Raw genomic sequence first — 19,893 nt, forward strand, 5'->3', positions numbered from 1 at the left:
GTTGTAATACTATTTCTCATTTAAAGCACATAACAATCCATTGTCTTGCGGTAATACTCCTTATGGTCTGAGCGGTGAGATTTCTGATCGTGCGGCACAGACGCTCGACAACGTTCTCAAGCGTCGAAAAAATCTCGTTTCGAAAGCCCTGACAGCGCAGCTCTCTCCAGATCTGCTCAATGGGGTTCATCTCGGGGTATAGGGGGAATATGGAACAGGGTGATGTTGGCAGGAACCTGAAGCGCTTTGGACTTGTGCCAGGCAGCTCCGTCACAGCAGAGCAGAATATGGTCTTCCGGAAATCGGTGTGAAAGTTCCCGCAGGAAAACGTTCATGCAATCGCTGTCGCAGTTGGGCATGATCAGAAAGAGGCTTTCTCCCGTAAGCGGCTCTACGGCACCGTAAGCATAGCGGTATTCGCGGATGTGAAGGCAGGGAACGTTCGGTCGAATGCCTTTCCTGCACCAGCAGTATTTGGGCGTGTTGATTCTGCCGAAGCCGGCTTCGTCCTGAACCATCAGTCTGACGTTCCCTGTTGTGGATAACTCTTTTAATTCCTGAACTTGAGCGTTAATTTTTTTGAGGCCTCGATGGCCTCCTCGTTCGCTTTCCTGGGGTGACGGCTGCGCGGCATGACTTTTCTCCAGCCATGACGTTTCAGGACCGCGTAAATCTGAGTCGGACTGATAGTATGTCCCACCGCGGTCTGATAGGCTTGGGCTATTTCCGCCACCGAAACGATTTCTCCTTTCCCGGCTTTCTCCAGGTAAGGAGCAAGTACGGCTTCTTCCTGCTCATAGGTCATGTTCCGATGGTTGCCGAGGTAATGGCATTGCAGCACATACGAGAGACCGCGATGGATAAACTGCGAGATGATCTTGCTGACGTTCGTGAAGTGGTATTCCGTGATTTCGCTGATTTCTTTCAGGGTTTTCCCTTCGGCGCGCAAGCTGAGGATTCTCAGTTTGGCTTCGATCTTCTTGTTGCGATTCTTTTTCCGCGCCGCTTCGATTTCCGCTTGCTGTTCCGATGTGATCTCGTATTTTACGGGCATTCTCCATCACCTCGGGGGCATTATAACTGAGGTACGGATACTTTGGCTATACTATAATGAAATAGTATAAAACGAAAACCACCGGCAGTGCCGGCGGCGACGATTCGGCGGTACCGGCAAAAAGCGGCAAATTTTCCATTCCGCCGGCGCCGCCCGAACGCAAAAACCCCGCCGCGGGCGCAATTCTGTGAAGAGACAGAACCGCGCCCGCGGCGGGGTTGCGTTATCCGTTTTTCACGCCGCGATCAACGACGTTTCGAGATCACGCGCGTCGCGCCTTCGGAATAAGGAGCCAGATCGCCCTGCTGATAGATCACGGCGACCGTCTTGGCGTCGGCAAGATAGAACTCGTCGCTCAGCTTTTCGGGAACGAACTCGGCGTTGAAAGCGATCGCCTTGCCTTCCTGATCGTAAAGTTTCCAAGCGCCCTTTTTCAGATTCTTGACAAGAGAATTCACGCTCTTGACGCGGACAAAAGCGCTCAGCGGCACGCGCTCGCCCGTGACCTTGCTGTACACCACGCCGTGCTCAAAGTTCTCGGGATTGGCCGCACCCCGCTCCATGACCGACGCGCTCATGACGAGAGAGACGTACTTTTTGTCCTCGAACTTCGCGGCGTAGCTCATGGACACGTCGTTCTGAGCGTCGTACTTCGCTTTCATGCCGTCAACGTAAGCGGCGATATCCTTGTTGATCATCTCCTGGACTTTCGCGTTTTCCACGTGCACCGCGGGGTACACCAGCTTCAGTCCGAAACCGTCGGCCTGCACCGCGTCGACGACCTGAGCCTGAGCGGCGAAGGGAAGGGCGGCCGCAGCCAAAAGAGCCAAAATCGCTTTTTTCATTTCAAAATTTCCTCCGGATCTTGATTTTGTGATCTGTGAAATTCCTTCACACCGCCGGCAATTGTAACAGATCGCCAATCCCCGCTTCAAGCGCTCCGGCGCAAGATTGGAGATTCCTACACCCTTGCGCGGCTAAAGACAATTCGGCGGCGTCTCCCGAGCAAACGTTCCCGCTCTTTCTTCGTTGCACGCGGTTCGACTGCCCGCCATTCGCGGGAAGGCTTCGGTCATTTTTTCAGGCCCAGATGCCGCAGAGCCCGGCGCAGAGTGTGCGCCAATCCGTGATCGCGCCAGCAGCGAACGCCGCCGCGCGCTTTGCGCGGCGCCCAGGTGAGGATGCGGCCGAGGCGGAAGGAAACGCTGCGCTGGAGATCATGTATCACTTTTTCTTTCGTCCGCAGCTGGTTGCGCGCCGTCTCCGCCTCACGTTCGGCTGTCTGGCGCTGTGATGTTTCTTTTTGCAGCTGTGAGCGTGCCGCCGACAGTTCCTTTTCGGCTGCCTGGCGCTGCGTTGTTTCCTTTTGCAACTGTGAACGCGCCGCCGACAGCTCTTTCTCGGCTGCCTGACGCCGCGACGCTTCCTGCGCGGCGAGGCGCCGGTCTTTTTCGAGCTTCGCGCAGCGCGCGTTCACGTTCCGAAGCTGGAGTTCGAGTCCGTCCAGGCGGCGGCAGCGCGCGAACAGATACTCGCTTTCGTCTTCGTACTGCAGCAGGCGCGTCACGTAATCCAGATTCGTCGGATTGTAAAAATAGCCGCGATCGCGCCGGTCAAGCTCCATCAGTTCGTTGGCCTGCGTTTTCAGCTCGCGCAGGATCCTGAACACGCTGTCGAGCGTACCGACCATGCGCAGATTGTAAGCGCAGCGATCCAGCGTGCTGTTGATGAAGCTCTGCTTCACCTGCGGCCAGCATTCCGACGCGGCCAGATTTCGCTTCCACAGTTTCGTCGCCTCCCAAAAGGCCAGCGGCGATTCGTCCTTGGTATGTTCGAGGCTGCGCGGATTGTTGACGCGGCGCCGGTACCCGGGAGCGTCGTACGCGATAATCCGCGAGGCTTCGCCCAGCGCCGTATAAACAAAGACGATATCTTCCGCGCGCGGCAGCGCCGGAAAGCGGAGCCGAAGGGAGTCGATAAAATCGCGACGGAACAGCTTGCCGCCCGGACCGCCGTCGTAAAAATTGAAAATATACTGCGGCACGTCGCGCCAGCAAAACACGGGCAGGTCGCGCGGCAGCAGGTTCAACCGCAACGAAGACGGTTCGGCGGTCGCCGCTTCGCCGCCCTGCCAGCGGTACGTTCCTCCCACGACGACGTCCGCCCGAGTCGAGCGCGCCCGGTCAGTCATCTTCAGCAGATAATCGGCGTCGAACGCGTCGTCGGAGTCAAGGAACGTCACGTATTCGCCCCGCGCCGCGTCCAGCGCCAGGTTACGCGCCACGCCGGCGCCGGCATGTTCCTGCGTCATCACGACGATCCGGCCGTCGCGCGCGGCGTATTCGGCAGGATATTGGGCGTGTCGTCCGTCGAACCGTCGTCGACGCACAGCAGCTCGAACGAAGTCAGCGACTGCCTCAGCACGCTCTCCACCGCTTCGCACAGATACCTCTGCGCGTTGAAGACGGGCATGACGACCGTGACGAGCGGGCGCGCCTCCGCGGCGATGCCGTGCCGTCCCTCAAAGCGCGGCGGCAGACACAGATTTTTCAGCGTCCAGAAATGCTCCTTGTACGCAAACGCCGCGATAAAATCTTCGCCGACGTCTTTTACATCAAAGCTCCAGACAAACTCTTTGATGATCTTGTGCAGAGAGTAAACATTTTTCCCCTGTTCCAAGCGACAGAAATATTCGTCGAAAACGTGATTGAGCTCCCGCTGGCAAACCAGGCGCGCCGTTGCCTGCGGCAGCGTGCCCGCTAACTCGCGAATCGCGGCGTACGAGACAATCTGCCGTTCGAAGGACGGCGATTCCGCTTCGGCAGCAAGGTGCTCGGCGACGGGAATGTCGGTGATCATCAGACGCTGCGCCGCAGTCAGACAGCCCACGGAGAAACTGCGTTCGCCGCCGTCCGGCAGCGGCGAAAACGCAAGGCCGCTTTGGCGCACGAACTCGGTTCGGTACAGCCCGTAGAAAGAAACGGCCGTCTCGAGCAGCCCGCGCGGCGCTTCGGCAAAGGTCGCGGCCGTCCACAGTTTCGGGCAGTCGCGGTGGCTCCACGGCGCCGGCAGCTCCGTTTCGCCGCGGCGCGCGTCCTTCAGGCGCACCGCCCCTTTGACCAAATCCAGTTTGTTTTTCACAGCCGCATCGTACAGCCGCCGCAAACTGTCGGGCAGCAGCCTGTCCCCGGCGTCGAGAAAGATCGCGTACTCGCCCGCGGCGGCGTCAAGCCCGCGGTTGCGCGCGGCCGACGGTCCGGCGTTTTCCTGCGACAGCACCGAAATGCGCGGCTCCTCGGCGGCCCAGCGCATCAGCACGTCCAACGAAGCGTCGGTCGAGCCGTCGTTGACGCAGATCACTTCCAGTTGCGTCAACGACTGACGCAAAACGCTCCGCAGCATGTCTTCGAGATATTCTTCCACGTTGTACACGGGGACGACGACGCTCACGAGCGGATGTCCGGCCTGATTCTGTTTCATGACGACACAGGAAAATTTTTGCTTATCCATAAGCGGTTTCATCGCCACGACCTCTCTGTCGAAAAATGAAAAGGCGCGGCAGGAAGAAGACGCGGTCAACCGCGCCGTTCTTCCTGCCGCTGCGTTTACGTTTCTTCATCGCGAGCGACGTTGCGCCCGTCGAAGACGGGGATGAATTTTTCCATCGCCGTGTGGCCGCGCTGGATAAAACAGTTTTCCATGCCGAGCTTTTCGGCGTGGTCCAGCACCTTGTCGTACTCGCAGGTCATCAGGCGGCGGTTCAGCTCGGGGCAGCAGGCCGCCTGCGGCATGGGCGTGAACTGGTTCATCAGGCTCATGCAGATGTCCGAACCAAAGGTATTCCACAGATAATCCAGCACTCTGAAACTGTCGCGGGAGTGTCCCGGCAGAATCAGATGCCGCACCAGCACGCCGCGGGTCATCAGCCCGTCTTTCATCACGAACGGCCCCGTGATCTCGAACATCTTCTCGATCGACGCCGAAGCGTATTGAAAATAATCCGGAGCGTTGGAGTATCGCCGCGCCAAAGAATCGGCGCAGTATTTCAGATCGGGCAGGAACACGTCCACGGAACCGCGCAGCGCTTCGATCGTCTCCGGCAGCTCGTAGCCGCCGCAGTTGTACACGACCGGCAGGATAAATCCATGCCGTTTGGCCCGATCGAGCGCCGCGAGGATCTGCGGCACGTAGTGCGTCGGCGTCACCAGATCGAGCGAGGCGGCGCCGCGCCGCTGCTGTTCGAGAAAGATTTCGGCCAGGCGTTCCACGCTCACGTCGACGCCTTTTCCCCGGTGGCTGACGTCGTAGTTCTGGCAGAAGACGCACTTCATGGTGCAGTGGGAGAAAAAAACCGTACCGGCGCCGTTTTCGCCCGTCAGGCACGGTTCTTCCCAGCGGTGCAGCGACACCAGCGCCACGCGCGCCAGTTCGCCGGCGCCGCACCAGCCTTTTTGCCCGTTTTGCCTGTCCGCGCCGCAACGGCGCGGGCATAGGTCACATGAACGCAGATCCATCGTCGCGCTTCCCCCACATACAAAAATCGCCCCGGGAACCTTTTCCCGGGGCGATTGTACTCTCCAAATTATTCGATTTCAAGCGCGGCGATGCCGGGCAGGCTTTTGCCCTCGCAGTATTCGAGGCTGGCGCCGCCGCCGGTGGAAACGTGGGACATCGCGTCTTTGAGGCCGAATTTCTTCACGGCCGAGGCGGTGTCGCCGCCGCCGACCACGGTGAACGCGCCCGTGGCGGTCGCCGCCGCCATCGCCTCGGCCACGGCGCGGCTGCCGGCGGCGAACGGTTTGTTCTCGAACACGCCCATGGGGCCGTTCCAGAGCACCGTTTTGGCTTTCGCTATTTCAGCCGCAAACGCTTTGGCCGTCTCCGGGCCGATGTCCAGTCCCATCAGACCGTCGGGCACCGACGACGCGGGAACCACGGAACAGCGCGCTTCGTCGCCGATCTCCGCGGCCGCGATCACATCCGTCGGCAGCAAAATCTTCACGCCCTTCGCCGCGGCGCGCGCCAGCACGTCTTTGGCAAAATCCACGTGCTCGGCGTCGTACAGCGATCTGCCGATCGTTCCGCCCTGCACGGACAGGAAGGTGAAGGCCATGCCGCCGCCGATCAGGATCGTGTCGGCCGTGTCGAGCATGCGTTCGATCACGCCGATCTTGTCGGAGACTTTCGCGCCGCCCAGCACCAGCACATACGGTTTTTCCGGATCGGACTTGACGCGCTCGAGCGCTTCCACCTCGCGGGCGATCAAAAAGCCGGCGTAGGCGGGCAGCACGCGGGCGACGCCTTCGGTGGTGCAGTCGCCGCGGTGCGAAGCGCTGAAAGCGTCCATGACGAACAGGTCGAACGGTTTGGCCAGCATCTTGCTGAACTCGGGATCGTTCTTCTGCTCCTCGGCGTGAAAGCGCGAGTTCTCCAGCAGCAACAATTCGCCGGGCTTCTGCGCCGCGACGGCCGCTTCGACCTCGGGCCCGACGCACTCGGGAACGAAACGCACCGGATGCCCCAGCCCCTTTTCCGCGTCTTCGCGGATCTGCCCCAGCGACATCTCCGGCACGACCTGCCCTTTGGGACGCCCGAAGTGCGAGATCATCGTCACCCGCGCGCCGCCGGCCAGCAGCGCGTCGATGGTCTTTTTATGAGCGACGATGCGGGAGTTGTCCTTGACTTTGCCGTCTTTGAACGGCACGTTGAAATCGACGCGGATCAGAACTTTTTTGCCCTCCAGGGGCGCTTCGGAAATTCCGCGCAGTCTCAGCATTTTACAGCCCCTTGGAGATCACGTAGTTGACCAGGTCGACGCAGCGGCAGGAATAGCCCCACTCGTTATCGTACCAGGCGAAAACTTTGACGAGTCCGTTCATCTCGATGGTCTGATCGGGCGCGAAAATGCTGGAGCGGTCGTCGTGAATGAAGTCGGCGGACACGCACTCGTCGGTGACGTATCCCACGTAGGGAGCCATGGCGCCCGCGGCGGCCTTTTTCACGGCCGCGTTCACTTCGTCGGCCGTCACGGCGCGGCCGGGGACGAAGGTCAGATCGACGATGGAAACGTCGGGCGTGGGCACGCGCAGCGCCATGCCGCTCAGTTTGCCTTTCAGGGCCGGGATGACGAGCGCCACGGCCTTGGCGGCGCCGGTCGTGGTGGGGACCATGGAACAGGCCGCCGCGCGAGCGCGGTAGTTGCTCTTCTTGTGGGACTTGTCGACCAGGTTCTGATCGCCCGTGTAAGAGTGGACGGTCGTCATCAATCCTTTTTCGATGCCGAACGCGTCGTTGAGGATCTTGGCGATCGGCGCCAGGCAGTTGGTCGTGCAGGACGCGTTGGAAACGATATGGTCCTTGGCGGGATCGTACTTTTCCTCGTTGACGCCCATGACGAACGTCGCCACGCCGTCGCCCTTGCCGGGAGCGGTGATGACGACCTTTTTGGCGCCGCAGGCGATATGGGCCCCGGCCTTTTCGGCCGTCACGTTCTTACCGGTCGCTTCAATGACCAGCTCGACGCCCAGTTCCTTCCAGGGATACACGTCGTTTTCGGGCGTGACGCAGAGGATCTTCTGGCCGTTGACGACAATGGAGTCGCCTTCCGAAGTGACCGTGCCGTTGAAACGGCCGTGCACGGAATCGTACTTGAAAAGATACGCCATCTGGTCGGCCGACGCGCTGTGCCTCGTAACGGCGACAACCTCAAAAAGACCTTTTTTGTCGTATTCCGACATGGCACGAAGAACAAGACGGCCAATTCTGCCAAAACCACTGATCGCAACTCGAACTTTGCTCATAGCAGCAGCCTCCTAAGAATTATTAGCCGTCTCCGCCGGGAAAACGGCTTTCGCAAGCGACATCATACCGTGTGTTTAGATTAAGCGCAAAACGGCCGGCTGTCAAGATTCGTGCCGATTAATTTCGCGTCAGGACCGCTTCGACGGATCAAAACCGGCCTCTTCCGCGATCGCGAGCAATTTTTTCAGACGATATTTCACGGTGCTTTTGCTCACCTGCGGGCGAAGCAGATCGCCAAGATCGGACAGCGTCGCTTCCGGATTCTCGAGCCGGGCCCGGGCCAGGGGGATCAACTTTTCGGGGATCAGCTTCACGTCGAGTCGGCGCAGAAAATCGATCATCGCCACATGCTGGCGGGAAGTTTTCACGCTGCGGCGAATATTGGCGCTGTCGCAATTGGCCTGCTTATTGGCCAAGTCGCGGCTGCCGCGCATTATCGAACGCTTTTCAAGGTTCTGCGCCAAAGCCGACATGCCCATAAAATAACAGAAACGCATGATCTGCTGAAGGTCGCGAATCGTCAGCTCGCGCACGTTTCCCTTATCCCGCGCCGAGAAGGTAATCTCGCTGCCCTCCAGCAGTTCGCTCATACTGCGCGCCACCGACGCATCGTGAAAACGCATGATGCAGTAATATCCCCGCTTGGGATTGTAAACGCTCCCCGCGCAGCCGAAAACGCCGCGCGCCCAGGCCCAGCGGATGAAATCGCGGCGGTGACGTTTGGCGAGAATCGTCCTATAAAGAGACTGCGGCAAAACGACCGCCACTTTCCGATTCTGCACGCGCAGGATCTCGCTCAGGTCCGCTTCGCCGCTCCAGCGCACATACGGCCAGAGACGGCGGAAGCGGCGGTAGACCCACAGCCGCGACGAGGAGATACGCGCCTCGATCCCGACGGTCTGCCTGTTCATGCAGGCGACGATCCCGGACAGCTCGGACTCCGCGGAAACGGCGTCGGTCACGGGAGCCAGAAACCATTCGTCCCATTGCTCGGTGCTGATCTTCATAGCTCATACCCGCCGTTCAGCTTGCGGTTGATCCTCATCAGCGCCTCGGCCAGGCGGGCGCTGTGATGACGTACGACGCCGCTCTCCTGGATCTGAAGCAGCGAAGCGCGGAAAACCTGGCAGCTCCTCGAGATCAAAAACTCTTCATCCTGTCGCCCCAGCGACAAAGGTTCCGCTCCTTGAGCGCGATACTTTTCCCGAAGCGGTTCGGGAATGACGTCTTCGTTGAGAACCACCACGTCGGGGTAACGTCCCAGCGCTTTGGCGACCCACTGAATGTGATTGAGCTGCGTCATGCCGCTGGTTTCCCCCGGCTGAGTCATCAGGTTGGCAACGTAAACGACGGGGCGCTTCGACTTGCGCAGCGCGGCGGTAAAATCTTCCACCAGCAGATTGGGGATGACGCTCGTAAAAAGGCTGCCCGGCCCCAGAATGACCAGATCGGCATGGTGAAGGACCGAAAATGCTTCGCGCACCGGCTTCACGCCCGAAGGCTCGAGACGGATGCTGCGAATGTCGCGTCCGCGCTCCGCCACCGCCAGTTCGCCGCGCAGCGTCGCGCCGTCGTTCGTCTCGGCGACGAGCGTGACGTTTTCCGTCGTGATCGGCAGCACCCGGCCGCGGATCGCCAGCAAACTGTTGACGAGCTCCACGGCGTTTTTGAAATCGCCCGACTGCTCCGTCGCCGCCAGCAGGATCAGATTGCCGAGACTATGTCCTTTCAGATCGCCCTGGCCGAAACGGAAGTTCATGAAGGCCCGCAGCTGATCGTCGTTTTCGCTGAGGGCGACCAGACAGTTGCGGATGTCGCCGGGAGGCAGCATGCCCCAGTCGCGCACCAGGCGTCCGGAACTGCCCCCTTCGTCGGTCACCGTGACCAAGGCGACGATATTGCGCGTATAGCCTTTCAGCCCCTTTAAGAGAGAAGAAAGCCCCGTCCCGCCGCCGACTGCCACAAAATGGGGCCCTCCCGCGAGACGGAGCTGTACGGCTGCCGCCGCCGCTTCCCGTTCGTTCGTTCTTTTCGATATGAAACTTCGCACGCGGCGACTGTTGCGGAACAGAAGAGACACGGTCACGCCGCCGGCCAGACAGCCGCCGACAAAGATCAGCGCCACGGCGAACAAAAGCGTCATGATTTCCGCCCTCCCCGTTCATCCCGTTCGAGGTCGCGATGCTTGACGCGGCACTCCACGCCGTCAATCCCTCCCAATCGCTCACCCAGCCATTCAGCCGCAAAAACAGAACGATGACGGCCGCCTGTACAGCCGATGGCGATCTGCAAATAATTTTTGCCGCTGAGGTGGTACACGGGAATGATGTTTTCGAAAAGCTCCAGACTCTGGTGTAAAAAGGAGCTGGCCATCGGATCGTTGTAGATGTACTTTTGCACCGGTTCGTCACGACCCGACAGATATTTCAGCGTCTCCACGTAATAAGGATTGACGAGGAAACGCACGTCCAACACAAAATCGGCGTCAAGCGCCACGCCGTACTTGAAGCCAAACGAACTGACCGTCACCTGCAGTCCGGCTGGATTGCGCGCCAAGATCGAGAAGATCTCGGCGCGAAGCTGGGCGTTCGACAGTGCGGATGTATCGATGATACGGTCGGCGATGCGCCGGAACTGCGCCAATTGCTTACGCTCGATGCCGATTCCTTCCAGCAGCGAATTCATGAAGCCCAACGGATGACGCCGGCGCGTCAGGCTATAGCGGCGCAGCAGCACATCCTCGGACGCCTCGAGAAAAAGGATCTGAACGTTGACGCCCTTCTGTTTCAGATCGTCGAGCACGCGCGGCAGACAATCCGGCAGATCGAGGCTGCGCACGTCGATCACGGCCGCTACGCCGTTCTCCAGCGCTCTGGGATGCTGAGACAAGATCCCGATCAGCCCTGGAAGCATACCGACAGGAATGTTATCGACCGTAAAAAAGCCCTGATCTTCCAGAAGATGCAGCACGCTGCTTTTTCCGCTGCCAGACAGCCCCGTGATGATCAGCAGTTTTTTCGGAAGCATGGTCTCGCCGCTCACTGATTCTGCCGCACTAAGACCGGATGCCCCGCCGCCTTGATGTCCTTCGCGATCTCGTCGGCCACCGCCCGTTCGCGCCCGCCGGCCACGATCACGCGATAATAATTCTTACCGCGCACTTCCGCCTGGCGCACCACGGCGCTGTGTCCCATCTTCTGAAGCGACGAAACGACGGCGTTTGCCGCCGCGCGATCAGTGTAGGAACCGCACTGGATAATAAACAGACTTTTGTCGATGCTGCCGCCGCGGACAATGACGCGGTTTTCCCCTGGCGCGGCATCGCCTTTCTTGGGATCGACACGAGCAGCTCGCGGTTGTGACAGGCCTTTCGACGACGCATTGTCCCCTCCCTCGCCGCCTGTCGTGGCCGGGCGATCTTCGTTCTGGGACCGACCGCCGCTTTTACGCTGCACGGGTTGAGCGATGATCACGTTGTCAATTTTCTCTTTTTTCGTCACCACGCCGTCTTTCTTGTCCCCGACGATCCCCGCACTCTGGTGTTGGGCAATCGGGCGCGGCTGTGTGATAACGGTCGGCTTCGGAGGACTGGGAGCCCAAAGAAGGCGGATCCCCACCACGACAATGCCCAACGCGACAACGCCAAGAATCGGCAGCATAAAGTCGCCAAACGGGACAGCCGGCTTCTGCTTGAAACGGCTCGTTGATCTGGCTGCCATAAAAATCACCTCAGTTTCATAGAATCATGACATAACAACAACGGAGACAAGCAGACTTGTCCCCGTCCGAGAATCTTCGTTACTTTTTGCGGCGTCTGTAAGTCGTCGGGATATCAAGTCCGGAGCCAAGCCCTTCAAAAATACTGTGCGGCTCTTCCGAAACCACGTCGCTGGGCGTCAGGTTCTGTTTCTCGAACAAGCCGGCGGAATCTGAGCCAGCCTGCGTCTTGGCGTCGTTCTTATCGGCAAGAATGTCCTTGAATCCCGTAGCGATCAAGGTAAAGCGCACGGTATCGCCCATCGAGGGATCGATGCCCTGTCCCCAGATGATGTTCGCGTCCTCGCGGGCAGAAGCGGAGATCAACTTCGCCGCTTCGTTCATCTCGAGAATGCTCAGATCCTCGCCGGACTCGATGCAGTACAGCACAGAAGAAGCTCCGTTCATCGGCGCTGTCATCAGCGGCCCGTTCATCGCCGCGCGGGCCGCCGCGAGCACACGGCCATCGCCCTTGGCTTCGCCGACTCCCATGATCGCCGTCCCCGCGTCGCGCATGATCGTGCATACGTCCGCAAAATCCACGTTGACCTGCATGATTTTGCGAATGACGCCCGTCACGCCGGCAACGGCCTGCCGAAGGACTTCGTCGCTCATCTTGAAGGCTTCCTGCCACGTCGTCGATTTATCGGAAAGCTCGATGATGCGGTCGTTGTGTACGATGACCAGAGCGTCGACTTTCTCGCGCAATCTGCTGATGCCCTCGGTCGCCTGCCGAATGCGCTTCGGCCCCTCCCAGCTGAAAGGATACGTAACAATCGCGACGACCAGCGCGCCGACCTTTTCCTTGGCGATGCCAGCGATCACGGGAGCAGCGCCCGTACCGGTCCCGCCGCCCATACCGGCGGTGATGAAGACCATGTCGGCTCCTTCAAGAAGGTTCGTGATCTCCTCTTCAGACTCCTGAGCCGCTTCCTGTCCCACGCTGGGATTCGCACCGGCGCCCCGCCCCTTGGTCAGATTGCGTCCCAGGATCAGTTTCGACGAGGCTTCCGAAAGCCGCAGCGCCGCAACGTCAGTATTGCCGGCAATAAAATCCACATCATCAATGCCGCTGCGAATGATCGTATTCAGCGCGTTGCCGCCGGCGCCGCCGACACCTATAACCTTGATAACTTCTCGAGGAACTAACGCACTGATATCGTCATCCTCAAGGGGTGCATCGTTGGTGATCGAGAAGATCTCGCTGTCGTCCATGGAACCGGTCCTCCTTAGAATAATTCTCTGAAAAGTTCTTTCGCATTGCGGGCAAAGGCTTTAAGGGGCGACTGAGAAGGTCTTCTTGCACCTTTCATTCTCTTAGAAGATTTGCCGGGGGCAATGTTTTTGAAGATCGACATAGGCGCTTCCACGTATACGAAGGGATTCTTTCTCCTTTCCATCAGATACACGATGATCCCCGATACGGCACTGTAGCGGCAGTCATTGCGTCCTCGCTGCATCTCCTCCCGAAGCACGGGCACGCCGACTCGCACGGATGTTCCCAAATAAGAATCGGCAAACGGAACGATACCTTTGGTCATCACGACGCCGCCCGTCAGAATCACATCAGTGGGAAGCCCTGCTTTTTGGATAGCCTTGAGACTGGGAACGACGCTGTCGGCAAAAAGTTCGTCCAGACGGCTCGCAATGATCTCCCCCACTTCCTCCTTGCCGAGTTCACGCTTTCGGCCGCGTTGTTCCACTGTCAGCGATCCGTCTGTTTCCGCCTTCGGATCCACGTCAATATCCTTTTTCAGCTCTTCCGCAATCGCAAAGGGAATTTTCATGACGCAGGAAATGTCGTTGGTAATATGATCGCCGCCAACGGGAATCTCCGCGGCGTGGATCATACGTCCTTCGGAAAAGATCGACACGCTCGTCGTTCCGCCGCCGATCGCCACAAGGGAAGCGCCCATCGACCGCTCGTCGACACTCAGCGTTCCCAAAGCTTCGGCGACAGGTTTCAGAACAAGACCGACTACAGAGACTCCCGCTTTTTCCACACAGTTTACCACATTTTGCGCTACGGTAGTAGGGATTACGAGCGCCGTCAGTTCGACCTCCAGACGGATGCCCGTCATCTCCAAAGGGTTGTCGATCCCGCTGTTCCCGTCGATAGCATATTTGATGGGAATTGAATGAAGACAGCAGCTGCTCGGCGGCAGCTGGAGCTCGCTCAGTGCCGTCTCGATGACCCGTTCGATGTCTTCGGCCATGATCTGGCGCGGCGAACGTCCCAGGGAAATCTTTCCCTTCAGTACGTGGCATTTTACGTCGATGCCGCTGAAAGCGACCACAGCACGGCTGATCTTTATACCGCTGAGCATAGATTCGGCATCGGCGATAGCGTCGGAGACCGAACTGACCGCCTGATCGAGATTGACGATCATGCCTTTGCGCAGACCTCGGGAAGGTGCCTGTCCTATGCCTATGATCTGCGCTTTATCGGGATTTTCCGGCGCTCGTTCGGCAACTGCCACGGCTATTTTCTTCGTACCGAGATCAAGTCCCACCAGGATGTCAGAATCTCTGCCCATGAATTCTCTCTCCTTTGCCCTCAAACATCATTCAGGGATGACGCTGTTCTTCTTAATAATTATTTTATCCTCGTACGTCGCGTCGATCGACGTTTTTTGTTCCGGTTTCGCGCCAGTCAATTCTCTCACGACGATGAGACTTTTTTCAAGATGAGACACTTTTCCAATAAAAGACGACTGGCTTTTTGTCCTCATGTTTTCAAAAACACAGGCGATCACATCTTCTCCGCCGCGGCGGAGCAGTTCAACGTCGGAAGCTTTCAGGTCCTTCTGGGAAAGCAGGGTCTGCTGCAGTGAATCAAGCCATTGATACGAAACCGTCAAATGAGTAACTCCGTTGAGTCCCAGATCCTCAAGCAAGGGGAACGAATTCCCCACCCGAAGTTCAGGGAGCTGCGGAATTTCCGCAGTCAGCACCTTCTCCCACAGATCGCGGCGCCATGCCGCGCCGTCCTGCGCGATAAGATACTCGGCATGCTGCCAGACGATTTTCATGGCCGGAACAAAGGGGACCGCGGTCAGCTTCAGAGCGCCGCGAAAGGGGTTCCACTGCGTTTCTATCGTAAAGGGGTACTGTCGCTCATAGCTTTTGAGTTCGCTTTTTGCCAGAAGCCATGCCGGATGAAAATTCAGGAACGACTCGCTCCAATCGCGCAGATTCGTCTCGAACTCGGCCGAAAAATTCTCCACCTGCAACGACTTCAGATGAAAGGGTTGAAAATGATCGTTCAGGCACAGGAAAGATCCCGTTAAAAAAGAGTATAGGCACCACCGCAATCTTTTCCCCATTGCCCGCCCCCATAAAATTTAAGACGTCAAAGAGCCGACGCGAAACCCCTGTTCAACTCCTGAACGACCAGATCTCCAATCACACAGACATCGCCCGCTCCTTCAGTCAGGACCAAGTCGCCGGGACGAACCAACGACAGGACTCTTTCAGCGGCTTCAACTTTATTCTGAGCGAGGACGCAGTTTCCGCCGCGTCTGGCCACTGTGGCGCCGATCAGTTCGGACGACACGCCGGGAATCGGTTGCTCGTCCGCCGCATAGATCGGCAGCAGCACGACCTGGGGCACGCTGGCCAGCACTTCTGCGAAACGATCGAAAAGAGCCTGGGTCCGCGTGTAGCGATGAGGCTGAAATATCAACAGGATTCGACGGTCAGGGTACATAAGCCTGACCGCATTCAGCGTTGCCTCAATCTCGCGGGGATGGTGTCCATAGTCGTCGTATACCAGGATATTGCCAGGACACATGGCGCGCAGCTGAAGACGCCGCTTCGCCCCGTGAAACATCCTCATGGCCTTTTGAATGATATCGAAAGAAACTCCCAATTCATGAGCGACGCCGCACGCCGCAAGCGAATCGAGAACGTTATGTTCGCCGGAAATCACCAGCTCAATGGTTCCCATTTTCCGGCCCTTCGCATGGAAAGTGTAGTTCAAACCGCCGCCGCAATGATACTGGATATCCGCAGCGTAAAAATCGAACGAAGGGTCGCGCCCGAAAAGATGCACGCGCTTCTTCAAATCGTCCGGAAGCGCTTCGATCACCCTTTTAACTCCGACATCTTCCCCGCACAGGAAAAGCTTGCCACCTTCCTTGGTGTTGCAGAGGAAACGGCCAAAAGCGTCGATGACGGCCTGAAGATCGGGATACTGATTCACGTGGTCCCAATCGACGTTGGTCACGACGGAGTAAAGAGGATGGAAATACTCAAAAGACTCGTCGCTTTCGTCAAGCTCGGCGACCATATACTCCCCCATGCCGAGCTTGGCGTTGCATCCGATGTCACAAAGTTCACCGCCAACCGCAATGGTGGGCTGCATGTCGGCCTGCTCAAGGATATAGCTGATCAGCGAAGTCGTCGTCGTTTTGCCATGGGTTCCGGCCACGCCGATGCCGCGTTTGGAGTCGAAAAGAAGGCTCAGCAGCTCGGCCCGCTGCAGCACAGGGATCTCTTTCCTGCGCGCCTCGGCCAGCTCGGGATTGGACGCGGGAATAGCGCTGCTGTACGCCAGCAAATCGACTCTGCATTCATCCAAATGGTGCACGTCGTGTCCGTAAAGGATTTTTACGCCGGCTTTCTCCAGCTTTTCGACGTAAGCCGTGCGTCCCATATCGCAACCGCTGACATTGAAGCCCAACTCGTGGAAAAGCAGTGCCAGCCCGCTCATCCCCGCTCCGCCAACACCCATAAGATGGATGTTCTTGATACTGCCCAGATCTATTTTTTTTCGACTCACGTGGGATTCCCCTTTCAAACTGTGAGGCTGCGCAAGGCTTCATAAAGTTTTACCGCGCCTGCACTCAGATCCTCACAGCTCACGCGCCGCTCTGCGACAGACTGCAAGGCCGCGCGAAACTGCTCCTGTGAAGAGCCTTCCAAAAAGACGGGGGCTCCCGTCAATTTGGAGAAATATTGGGCATTGCTCAACTGGTGCTGTCCAACGGCTTTTAACCACGGCACGACGAGCACCGGAATTCCCAGAGCCCGAAGCTCTGCCAGCGTCGAAGCTCCGGCCCGACAGACGATCATGTCCGCGGCAGAAAACACCGTCGTCATGTCCCAGCAGGCTTCATGAACCAGCGCTTCAGGGAAAGGACGATCTTCGGCTTTGATGCCCATGCACAGGACTTTACAACTCGTTGATTTTATCATATTTTGTGCGTCTTGCAGCACTTTTCTCAGGCCGCCGCTCCCCAGAGAGCCGCCCAAAATAATAATCAATTTCTCGTCATCCCTCAAAAACGTCCCCAGCAGCCGTTTCTGAGCGTCCTTTTTATCGATCAGACGGATCTCGCGCAACGGCATCCCCGTCACAATCTTTTTTGCCGTGTCCAGTCCCTTGCAGTCTTCCCAGGCACAAGCGACAGGAATACCGCATCTGGCCGCAAAACGGGTGACTTTTCCCGCCACAGTGTTCTGTTCATGCATGAGCACGGGAACATGGAGGCAACGCGCCGCCAGCAAGACGGGCATCGAAAGATAACCGCCGAACAGCACACAACGGTCGATCCGTTCTTTCTTTAAAATCGCGCGCGCCTCGAAAAAAGAACTGAAAAGGTGCTTCCAGCGCGTCAACGAACGCAGGCCGGACACGCCCAAAGGAGAACCTTCCAGCGACAATCTTTGAGGAACTACGCCATGAGCCTTATAAATTTCATCTTCCAGCGGACGGCTGCCCGAGAGCCAAATAACCGACTCCCCCCGCTTCTGCAGCCACAGGCCGAAAGCAATGGACGGGATGATATGACCGCCGGTCCCCCGGCCGCCAATAGGATTCTGTACGTCACGTCACCGTCCTCCTCTACGCGTCTTCTATCGGTTCTTTGATCAGTCTGATCAGCAAACCGATCCTTGCCCACATGAATACCAGCGAGGTGCCTCCGTAACTGATAAACGGCAGAGGCATGCCTGTCAGAGGGATCAGTTTCATGACGCCGCCCAGATTGATGAAAAACGGCAGCAGTACCGCGACGCAGCATCCCCAAATGAGAATACGCCGTTCCGGCGTCGCTTTTCTGTATGCGGCATAGACGCGCAGCGTCCAAAACACAAACAGAAGAAAAACGCTCATCGTGCCGACAAGCCCCAACTGTTCCCCGAGAGCAGGGAAAATAAAATCGTTATGCACTTCCGGCAAGAACTGCTGGCTCCGCCCAAGCCCGATGCCCCATATTCGCCCGTTGGCAAAAGCGATCAGTCCCTGAATAACCTGATAACCGGAACCCAGCGGATCGGTCCAGGGATCGAGCCATGTTTCGATCCGCTCGGCGCGATATCCATAATTCGCCATGTACCATAGCACCGGAGACGCGGCAATTCCCGTGACCAATGGCAACAGGATGCCGTACCGTTCGATGAAAAGAGCGCCGACGATGCCCACGAGCAGCAGCAGACCGCCAAAGTCAGGTTGTTTCATGATGATCAGGGCAAAGGGAGCAAACAGGATGCCGCTGAGGATCAGCGCTTTCCACATGCCGTCCACCCGCATGTAGACTTTGGCAAGATGGATCATCATCACAAAGCTCACAACTTCCAACGGCTGGAAGTTGACCGGACCGAGGCGGATCCAGCGGGAAGCCCCTTTGACGACGACTTTCAACGGAGAAAAGACCGTCATCGCCAGCAGCCCAAAGGCCACGGCCAGCAAAAAAACGCTGTGTCTCGACCAGAAACTCAGCGGCACCTGCGTCACCACGATAAATCCCGTCAAAGCTACCATGAGCCACAGCGCCTGCTTCAATCCCGGCGAAGAAAGATCCCAGCCCGTCATCGACGAGACTACAACAACGCCTAACGTGGAAAGGATCAAGGGCACAATCCAAAGCCCAAAAACGCTCCCGCCGCCGGCGTCGCGGTTATAAAACCGCGAATCCCTTATCTGGTTAGAACAGTGTTCTGACGAGTTGGGCAAAATGATCTCCCCGTTCTTCATAACTATGATACATGTCCCAGCTTGTGCAGGCGGGAGAAAGAAGGACTTTATCGCCGGGACCGGCAAGTTCCGAGGCTTTCTTCACGGCCTCGCCCATATCCTTCGCCCGCACGGCGTGTCGATAACCGGCAGACCGCAGCGCCGCAAAAATTTTCTCGGCTTCGGAACCGATCACAATCGCGGCAAACGTCTCTTCGCACACGACGCGGGCAAGTTCATCATAGCGTTCGCCCTTGCCCTGGCCGCCAAGGATGACGAGTTTGCGGCCGCTGATGCTGTGCAAAGCCGCGATCACAGCGGCCACGTTGGTCCCTTTGGAATCGTCGATGTAAAGGACGCCATTGTGTTCGCCCACCGGTTCACAGCGATGATGGAGGACTTCGAAACTGGCAAGTCCCGCGGAGGGATCGACGTCGCGAAACGCAAGCGCTACGGCGGCACAAGACATGGCGGCATTTTCCAAATTATGGGCGCCGAGCAGTTTCAATGAGCTTTTACGGAACAACAGGCGGCGTCTTTCGCGATCGACCAGAAGCACATCGCTGTCGTCCATGTCGATCCTCAAATTGCCGCGTCCCAACGCACAAACGGTGCGTCCCGCCGGGACGCGGAACGCGTCGACGTCATGCGTCACCGCGTAGCACTCCCCCTGACGGGGCAGAAAGATCTTGCACTTGTCGCTTTTGTAGCTCTCGTAACTGCCATGCCAATCAAGATGGTCAGGGGCCAGATTCGTCAGGACGGCAACGTCCGGCCTGAGCTGCGTGTTCCAGTGCAGCTGAAAACTGCTCAGCTCCATCACGATTGCATCATAGCTTCTGTCCGCATGAGCCGCCAGGGGATCGCCGATGTTCCCCACGGAGACGGCATTCAGACCGCAACTTTGCAACAGGTGGGCGATCAGCGCCGTGCAGGTCGTTTTGCCGTTTGTCCCCGTCACGGCGATGATCTTTCCTTTCAGGAACGGGGCGAGAAGGTCGAGCTCTCCCTGCACAGGCACGTTTTTTGCGCGGGCCATCGACACCGCATCCGATTTTTCCGAGACGCCCGAGCTCACGACCATCAGGTCGCACTCGCAGCATCTGGGCGTATGGCCGCCGGTTTCCCATTGGATCCGCGTCTTGCTGAAAAGCTCCTGCGTCTCGCGGGGGATCTCCGCCCGATGATCGGTCACGAAAACACCGGCGCCGCGGCTGGCCGCCCAGAGCGCCAGAGCCCTTCCGCTCACGCCGGCGCCGACGACGGTGATCTTATGAACCATCTAAACTCCTCCTTCCGCCGCGCCCGAAAAGACCAAACGCAC

At 58.1% G+C, this 19,893-nt stretch carries 19 protein-coding genes; all 19 read right to left on the reverse strand.

All coding sequences use genetic code 11. From position 1 onward, the window contains the following. Positions 1-176: 176 nt before the first annotated feature. A complete protein-coding gene (locus RAH42_RS09005) occupies positions 177-518 on the reverse strand; it encodes a transposase (RefSeq protein WP_317539289.1) in 342 nt (113 codons plus the stop codon). Between the two features lie 32 nt (positions 519-550). Further along, on the reverse strand, positions 551-1,054 hold the full coding sequence (locus tag RAH42_RS09010) for a winged helix-turn-helix domain-containing protein (protein ID WP_317539175.1): 504 nt from the start codon (positions 1,052-1,054) through the stop codon (positions 551-553). Between the two features lie 245 nt (positions 1,055-1,299). Then, positions 1,300-1,899: a hypothetical protein gene (locus RAH42_RS09015; protein WP_317539290.1), complete on the reverse strand. Its 600-nt coding sequence runs from the start codon at positions 1,897-1,899 to the stop codon at positions 1,300-1,302. A 227-nt stretch (positions 1,900-2,126) separates the two neighbouring features. Beyond that, complete coding sequence (locus RAH42_RS09020) at positions 2,127-3,443, reverse strand: glycosyltransferase (RefSeq protein WP_317539291.1); 1,317 nt, start codon at positions 3,441-3,443, stop codon at positions 2,127-2,129. Continuing rightward, positions 3,365-4,534: a glycosyltransferase gene (locus RAH42_RS09025; protein ID WP_317539292.1), complete on the reverse strand. Its 1,170-nt coding sequence runs from the start codon at positions 4,532-4,534 to the stop codon at positions 3,365-3,367. Before RAH42_RS09025 ends, RAH42_RS09020 begins: the two co-directional genes overlap by 79 nt. A gap of 125 nt (positions 4,535-4,659) precedes the next feature. Continuing rightward, positions 4,660-5,568, reverse strand: coding sequence for a radical SAM protein (locus RAH42_RS09030; protein ID WP_317539293.1), 909 nt, complete (start codon positions 5,566-5,568; stop codon positions 4,660-4,662). A gap of 68 nt (positions 5,569-5,636) precedes the next feature. Then, a complete protein-coding gene (locus RAH42_RS09035; RefSeq protein ID WP_317539294.1) occupies positions 5,637-6,830 on the reverse strand; it encodes a phosphoglycerate kinase in 1,194 nt (397 codons plus the stop codon). A gap of 1 nt (position 6,831) precedes the next feature. Next, positions 6,832-7,854, reverse strand: a complete 1,023-nt coding sequence (gene gap / locus RAH42_RS09040; RefSeq protein WP_078015357.1) for a type I glyceraldehyde-3-phosphate dehydrogenase — start codon at positions 7,852-7,854, stop codon at positions 6,832-6,834. Between the two features lie 129 nt (positions 7,855-7,983). After that, entirely contained in the window at positions 7,984-8,862 is an 879-nt protein-coding gene (gene whiA, locus RAH42_RS09045; RefSeq protein ID WP_078015358.1) for a DNA-binding protein WhiA, read from the reverse strand. Beyond that, positions 8,859-9,998, reverse strand: coding sequence for a uridine diphosphate-N-acetylglucosamine-binding protein YvcK (gene yvcK / locus RAH42_RS09050; protein ID WP_296428773.1), 1,140 nt, complete (start codon positions 9,996-9,998; stop codon positions 8,859-8,861). Before yvcK ends, whiA begins: the two co-directional genes overlap by 4 nt. Further along, positions 9,995-10,882 carry an RNase adapter RapZ gene (rapZ, locus tag RAH42_RS09055; protein ID WP_120371823.1) on the reverse strand — a complete coding sequence of 296 codons (888 nt, stop codon included), beginning with the start codon at positions 10,880-10,882 and terminating at the stop codon, positions 9,995-9,997. Before rapZ ends, yvcK begins: the two co-directional genes overlap by 4 nt. An 11-nt stretch (positions 10,883-10,893) precedes the next feature. Beyond that, the gene (locus RAH42_RS09060) at positions 10,894-11,574 is read right to left on the reverse strand and encodes an SPOR domain-containing protein (protein WP_317539295.1); all 681 of its coding nucleotides are present in this window, start codon (positions 11,572-11,574) and stop codon (positions 10,894-10,896) included. A gap of 79 nt (positions 11,575-11,653) precedes the next feature. Next, on the reverse strand, positions 11,654-12,826 hold the full coding sequence (ftsZ, locus tag RAH42_RS09065; RefSeq protein ID WP_078015361.1) for a cell division protein FtsZ: 1,173 nt from the start codon (positions 12,824-12,826) through the stop codon (positions 11,654-11,656). 14 nt (positions 12,827-12,840) lie between these two features. Beyond that, positions 12,841-14,148 carry a cell division protein FtsA gene (ftsA, locus tag RAH42_RS09070; protein WP_317539296.1) on the reverse strand — a complete coding sequence of 436 codons (1,308 nt, stop codon included), beginning with the start codon at positions 14,146-14,148 and terminating at the stop codon, positions 12,841-12,843. A 27-nt stretch (positions 14,149-14,175) separates the two neighbouring features. Next, a complete protein-coding gene (locus tag RAH42_RS09075) occupies positions 14,176-14,937 on the reverse strand; it encodes a hypothetical protein (RefSeq protein ID WP_317539297.1) in 762 nt (253 codons plus the stop codon). 26 nt (positions 14,938-14,963) lie between these two features. Next, positions 14,964-16,394, reverse strand: coding sequence for a UDP-N-acetylmuramate--L-alanine ligase (murC, locus tag RAH42_RS09080; protein WP_078015364.1), 1,431 nt, complete (start codon positions 16,392-16,394; stop codon positions 14,964-14,966). A 14-nt stretch (positions 16,395-16,408) separates the two neighbouring features. Next, positions 16,409-17,428, reverse strand: a complete 1,020-nt coding sequence (locus tag RAH42_RS09085; protein WP_317540256.1) for a UDP-N-acetylglucosamine--N-acetylmuramyl-(pentapeptide) pyrophosphoryl-undecaprenol N-acetylglucosamine transferase — start codon at positions 17,426-17,428, stop codon at positions 16,409-16,411. Positions 17,429-17,459: 31 nt separating this feature from the next. Then, the gene (locus tag RAH42_RS09090; protein ID WP_233543428.1) at positions 17,460-18,473 is read right to left on the reverse strand and encodes an FtsW/RodA/SpoVE family cell cycle protein; all 1,014 of its coding nucleotides are present in this window, start codon (positions 18,471-18,473) and stop codon (positions 17,460-17,462) included. Between the two features lie 67 nt (positions 18,474-18,540). Beyond that, the gene (gene murD, locus RAH42_RS09095) at positions 18,541-19,851 is read right to left on the reverse strand and encodes a UDP-N-acetylmuramoyl-L-alanine--D-glutamate ligase (RefSeq protein ID WP_120371794.1); all 1,311 of its coding nucleotides are present in this window, start codon (positions 19,849-19,851) and stop codon (positions 18,541-18,543) included. Between the last annotated feature and the right edge of the window lie 42 nt (positions 19,852-19,893).

Source organism: Pyramidobacter sp. YE332, assembly GCF_033060595.1.
In the GTDB taxonomy this organism is placed as follows: domain Bacteria; phylum Synergistota; class Synergistia; order Synergistales; family Dethiosulfovibrionaceae; genus Pyramidobacter.